The organism is Mycobacterium sp. (assembly GCF_052145595.1).
In the GTDB taxonomy this organism is placed as follows: Bacteria; Actinomycetota; Actinomycetes; order Mycobacteriales; family Mycobacteriaceae; genus Mycobacterium.
The window spans coordinates 1-5,031 of record NZ_JBKQOI010000014.1; the positions used below are offsets into that span (position 1 = coordinate 1).

Here is a 5,031-nt window from a genome sequence, read left to right on the forward strand (position 1 = left end):
ATCGCGCAACGCCTGCTGCTGCACCGTGTGCGACCCGGCTGCCAGCCAATCGTATTCGGCCCGGGCCGCCGTCAACTGGGCACACTGCTCGTGGTACCCGGGCGCGCGGCGGCCCGGCTGCCAGTGCCGCTGCTGCTCGACGGCCAAATTCCACACAAACCGGGCATGGCGACAGTGTTCGCCCAACAGCGTCGCCTGCTCAGGGCTGGGAAGCAACCGAAATCTGCACACACCAAGAGCCTAGGCACCACCACCGACAACCCCTCAAAACGAAGGAAACGGCGTTTCGCCCCCCGGCTAAAGCCGGGGGTTTTCCACGCCGCAAGTCTGATGACCGCGTCGGCAACGATGCAGAGCGAAGCGATGAGGAGGAGCGGCGCTCATGAACCAACCCGTCGGGCATTCGGGTAAACGGGCGCCCCAGACCAACAAGCGGCCCACGTGGATCTTCGGCGGGGCCACCATCCTCACCTTCGTGGCGCTGCTTTACCTCATCGAGCTGATCGACCAGTTGACCGGCCACTCCCTGGACGCCAACGGCATCAGGCCGCTGGAGGCCGACGGCCTGTGGGGAGTCATATTCGCTCCCGTTCTGCACGCCAACTGGCAGCATCTGATGGCCAATACGGTGCCGCTGCTGGTGCTCGGGTTCCTGATGACGCTGGCCGGTGTGTCCCGGTTCGTGTGGGCCACCGTGATCGTGTGGGTCCTCGGTGGCTTCGGCACCTGGCTCATCGGCAACCTCGGCAGCAACTGCGGCCCGACCGACCACATCGGGGCCTCCGGCCTGATCTTCGGATGGTTGGCGTTCCTGCTGGTGTTCGGCATCTTCGTGCGCCGATTCTGGGACATCGTCATCGGGCTGCTGGTGTTGCTCGCCTACGGCGGCGTCCTGCTCGGCGCCATGCCGGTGCTCGGCACCTGCGGTGGGGTCTCATGGCAGGGCCACCTGTGCGGTGCGATCGCCGGCGTCGTGGCCGCCTATCTGTTGTCGGCTCCGGAACGTAAGGCCCGCGCATCGAGGAAAGCCGGCACGGGTCCCCGGCGCGCCAAGACATGAACTCGCGACTGGCACCCGTCGGGGTTTTCGACTCCGGCGTCGGGGGACTGACCGTGGCGCGGGCCATCATCGACCAACTGCCCGACGAGGACATCATCTACGTCGGCGACACCGCCAATGGTCCCTACGGCCCGCTGACCATCCCGGAGGTCCGCGCGCACGCGTTGGCCATCGGCGACGACCTCGTCGACCGCGGCGTCAAGGCGGTGGTGATCGCATGCAACACGGCGTCGGCGGCGTGCCTGCGGGATGCTCGCGAGCGCTACGACGTGCCCGTCGTCGAGGTGATCTTGCCCGCGGTGCGCCGTGCGGTCGCCACCACCCGCAACGGCCGCATCGGCGTGATCGGCACGCGGGCGACCATCAACTCGCATGCCTACCAGGATGCGTTCGCCGCCGCCCGTGATACCGAGATCACCGCGGTGGCCTGCCCGCGTTTCGTCGACTTCGTCGAGCGCGGCGTGACCAGCGGCCGTCAGGTGCTCGGACTGGCCGAGGGCTATCTCGAGCCGTTGCAGCGCGCGCAGGTCGACACGCTGGTGCTGGGATGCACGCACTATCCGCTGCTGTCGGGGCTGATCCAACTGGCGATGGGCGACAACGTGACGCTGGTTTCGAGCGCCGAGGAAACCGCCAAGGAGGTGCTTCGGGTGCTCACCGAGCGGGACCTGTTGCGTCCGCATGACGCGCCGCCGGCGACCCGGGTGTTCGAAGCCACCGGCGACCCGGAGGCGTTCACCAAACTTGCGGCGCGATTCCTGGGTCCCGCGGTGACCGGTGTTCAGCCCGTTCACCACTCGCGTATCCACTGACACGCGGAGAGATGATTCTGATCACACCAATGCGGTGATGTTTTCTCCATCGTGGTATCGGGCATGGCACAGTAGTGTCCGTGCGAATAACCGTACTCGGCTGCTCGGGCAGCGTGGTGGGTCCGGATTCGCCTGCGTCGGGTTATTTGCTCCGGGCGCCGGACACTCCGCCGCTGGTCCTCGACTTCGGTGGGGGCGTGCTCGGCGCCCTGCAGCGGTACGCCGATCCCAGTTCGGTGCACGTGCTGTTGACTCATCTGCACGCCGACCACTGTCTGGATATGCCCGGCCTGTTCGTGTGGCGTCGCTATCACCCGTCGCGCCCCGACGGCAAGGCGCTCTTGTACGGCCCGAGCGACACCTGGTCGCGCTTGGGTGCCGCGTCGTCACCCTATGGCGCGGAGATCGACGATTGCTCGGACATCTTCGATGTTCGCCATTGGGTCGACGGGGAGCCGGTGACGTTGGGCGCGGTCACGGTAGTGCCCCGGGTGGTGGCGCACCCGACCGAGTCCTACGGCTTGAGGATCACCGATCCCACCGGTGCCTCGTTTGTCTACAGCGGTGACACCGGCATCTGCGATCAGCTCGTCGAGCTGGCCCGCGGCGCCGACGTTTTCCTGTGCGAGGCCTCCTGGACGCACGCGCCGGATCGTCCCCGAGATCTGCACCTGTCCGGCACGGAGGCCGGCAGGGCTGCCACCCAGGCCGGCGTTCGTGAGCTGCTGCTTACGCACATTCCGCCGTGGACCTCGCGCGAGGACGTGATCACCGAGGCCAAGGCCGAGTTCGACGGCCCCGTGCACGCGGTGGTGTGCGGTGAGACTTTTGAGGTCACGCGTTCCTGAACCGCCCCGCGTTGCGTCACGTCCTAGAGTCGACGCGCAAGGCGAGTAGATGGGAGGCGTCCATGACGTCGCGAGACATGGCCAAGTACGCCGCGATGCGGCCCTACTTCGAGGTTGTCGCCGAGGCTTTGAAGGGCTTGGTCGACGGCGACGACTTCTTCGACATGCACGCCGAGGATGTGGTGGTCGAGTACATCATCACCGTCCCGGATTACCCGCGCAGAATCGTCGGGCGCGAAGCGCTGGCGGAGTTGTACTCCGATTACGGGGAATCCATCGTTCAGAGCGGCAGCAGCGACGTGCACCGCTATTACGACCCCCAGAAGTCCGTGGTGGTTCTGGAGTACACCATGCACGGCACGGTAGTGCGCACCGGTGCGCCGTACGTCAACCGATTCATCTCGGTGATCACGGTCAGCGACCGCAAGATCGTGCACTGGCGCGACTACCTGGACCCGTTGGCGGTGTTCGCTGCGTTTGGCAACACACCGGCGCCCGGCGCGCACACGTCCTGACGCGGCCTGACGGAGGCCTCGCTGGGGTTGGCTAGGGTTATTGGGTGTCCAAACGAGAAGACGGTCGCCTCGACGACGAGCTTCGCCCCGTGGTCATCACCCGCGGGTTCACCGAGCACCCGGCGGGTTCGGTACTGATCGAATTCGGTCACACCAAGGTCATGTGCACCGCCAGCGTCACCGAAGGAGTGCCACGCTGGCGCAAGGGAACGGGCCTGGGGTGGCTGACCGCGGAGTACGCGATGCTGCCGTCGGCCACCCACACCCGCTCGGACCGCGAATCGGTGAAGGGCCGGCTCAGCGGACGCACCCAGGAAATCAGCCGGCTGATCGGCCGATCGCTGCGGGCGTGCATCGACCTGGCGGCGCTGGGGGAGAACACAATCGCCGTCGACTGCGACGTGTTGCAGGCCGACGGCGGCACCCGCACCGCGGCCGTCACGGGCGCCTATGTGGCGTTGGCCGACGCGGTGACCTACCTGTCGGCGGCCGGCAGGCTGTCGGATCCGCGGCCGCTGTCGTGCGCCATCGCGGCGGTCAGCGTCGGCGTGGTCGACGGCAGGATTCGGGTGGACCTGCCCTACGAGGAAGACTCGCGCGCCGAGGTCGACATGAACGTCGTCGCCACCGACACCGGGACCCTGGTGGAGGTCCAGGGGACCGGCGAGGGCGCGACCTTCCCGCGTTCGACGCTGGACAAACTGCTCGACATGGCGCTGCTCGGCTGCGACAAGTTGTTCGCCGCTCAGCGTGAGGCACTGGAGCTGCCCTACCCGGGAGTGTTGCCCGATGGACCTCCGCCGCCGAAGGCGTTCGGCAGCTGACCCGGCTCCCGATCGACGGCCGAGACGATGGCCGCGCTAGAAGCGATGAGCCGACTGGTTGACGCGCCGAACGTGGTTCAGATGCGTCGTCGCTCTTAGACCGAAACGAGCTGGCCGTTTTGGTACAGGCTCGCGATTGGCTCGTCGGCACCCTCGATGGTGCGTTCGATGTTTGGGTTAGCTCGCGCCCGCCGCGATCACCTCGTCCACCTCGAGGGCCCGGCCGGCCATCTCGGCGTGTGCCTTGTCCAGCGCGTCGGCCTGATCCTCATCGGCCTTCATCAGCGCCTCGATGTCGCAGCCGGCCATGTCGAGCACACCCATGTCCCTGAAGGCCTTCTGCACCTTGTCGCCCCACAACCCGATGTCCTTGACGATCGGCACGATGCGGCTGAACAGGTGCGAGCGGAACTGGATCATCAGCGGCGACGTGTCGACCCACTCAGCACACGCTTGGACGTCCATGCCGAGGGTCTCGAAGACCTCCTCGCCGCGGAACCGGTCGCGCATCAGGTAACAGGCGTCCACGACGAACTCTTCACGCTCGTCCCGCTCGGCCTCGGTCAGCGCGGAGTAGTAGTCCTTTAGCGAGATTCGGCCGAAGGCGACATGCCGGGCCTCGTCCTGCATGACGTAGGCCAGCACCTGCTTGGCCAGCGAGTCCTGCGCCGACATGTCCCGCAGCACCCCGAAGGCGGCGAGTGCGAGCCCTTCGATGAGGACCTGCATGCCGAGGTAGGGCATGTCCCAGCGCGAGTCGCGCAGGGTGTCGTCCAGCAGTGCGGTCAGGTGCTTGTTGATCGGGTAGACCACGTCGACCTTCTCCTGCAGGAACCGCGAGAACGCCTCGACGTGCCGGGCCTCGTCCATGGTCTGGGTGGCCGCGTAGAACTTCGCGTCCAGGTCCGGGACGACCTCGACGATCTTGGCCGCGCACACCATCGCACCCTGCTCGCCGTGCAGGAACTGCGA

Annotated in this window: 7 protein-coding genes; 5 read left to right on the plus strand and 2 right to left on the minus strand. The window is 66.8% G+C overall.

Annotated elements, in window-relative coordinates:
- The coding region (locus ACLP4W_RS00870) for a helix-turn-helix domain-containing protein (protein ID WP_442383192.1) at positions 1–231 on the minus strand (231 nt) is incomplete at its 3' end.
- 151 nt (positions 232–382) lie between these two features.
- On the opposite strand from ACLP4W_RS00870, the gene ACLP4W_RS00875 reads away from it, so the two are divergent.
- The 5 genes from ACLP4W_RS00875 (at position 383) to rph (ending at position 4,059) form a co-directional block, all read left to right on the plus strand.
- Positions 383–1,060, plus strand: a complete 678-nt coding sequence (locus ACLP4W_RS00875; RefSeq protein WP_442383194.1) for a rhomboid family intramembrane serine protease — start codon at positions 383–385, stop codon at positions 1,058–1,060.
- Positions 1,057–1,872 carry a glutamate racemase gene (murI, locus tag ACLP4W_RS00880; RefSeq protein ID WP_442383196.1) on the plus strand — a complete coding sequence of 272 codons (816 nt, stop codon included), beginning with the start codon at positions 1,057–1,059 and terminating at the stop codon, positions 1,870–1,872. The genes ACLP4W_RS00875 and murI overlap by 4 nt, the downstream gene beginning before the upstream one ends.
- A gap of 74 nt (positions 1,873–1,946) precedes the next feature.
- Positions 1,947–2,720 (plus strand): cyclic nucleotide-degrading phosphodiesterase, encoded by a 774-nt coding sequence (locus ACLP4W_RS00885; protein WP_442383198.1) that lies wholly within the window; start codon positions 1,947–1,949, stop codon positions 2,718–2,720.
- A 62-nt stretch (positions 2,721–2,782) separates the two neighbouring features.
- Positions 2,783–3,235 carry a nuclear transport factor 2 family protein gene (locus ACLP4W_RS00890; protein WP_442383200.1) on the plus strand — a complete coding sequence of 151 codons (453 nt, stop codon included), beginning with the start codon at positions 2,783–2,785 and terminating at the stop codon, positions 3,233–3,235.
- 44 nt (positions 3,236–3,279) lie between these two features.
- Positions 3,280–4,059: a ribonuclease PH gene (rph, locus tag ACLP4W_RS00895; protein ID WP_442383202.1), complete on the plus strand. Its 780-nt coding sequence runs from the start codon at positions 3,280–3,282 to the stop codon at positions 4,057–4,059.
- 177 nt (positions 4,060–4,236) lie between these two features.
- On the opposite strand, the gene ACLP4W_RS00900 is transcribed toward rph, so the two are convergent.
- Positions 4,237–5,031 (minus strand): ferritin-like domain-containing protein (locus ACLP4W_RS00900; protein WP_442383204.1); only part of this gene is annotated, 795 nt, incomplete at its 5' end.

Excerpts from the sequence above, each read along its gene's own strand:
- ACLP4W_RS00875 (WP_442383194.1), top strand. The coding sequence starts at position 383 with ATGAACCAACCCGTCGGGCATTCGGGTAAACGGGCGCCCCAGACCAAC.
- murI (WP_442383196.1), top strand. The coding sequence starts at position 1,057 with ATGAACTCGCGACTGGCACCCGTCGGGGTTTTCGACTCCGGCGTCGGG.
- ACLP4W_RS00890 (WP_442383200.1), top strand. The coding sequence starts at position 2,783 with ATGACGTCGCGAGACATGGCCAAGTACGCCGCGATGCGGCCCTACTTC.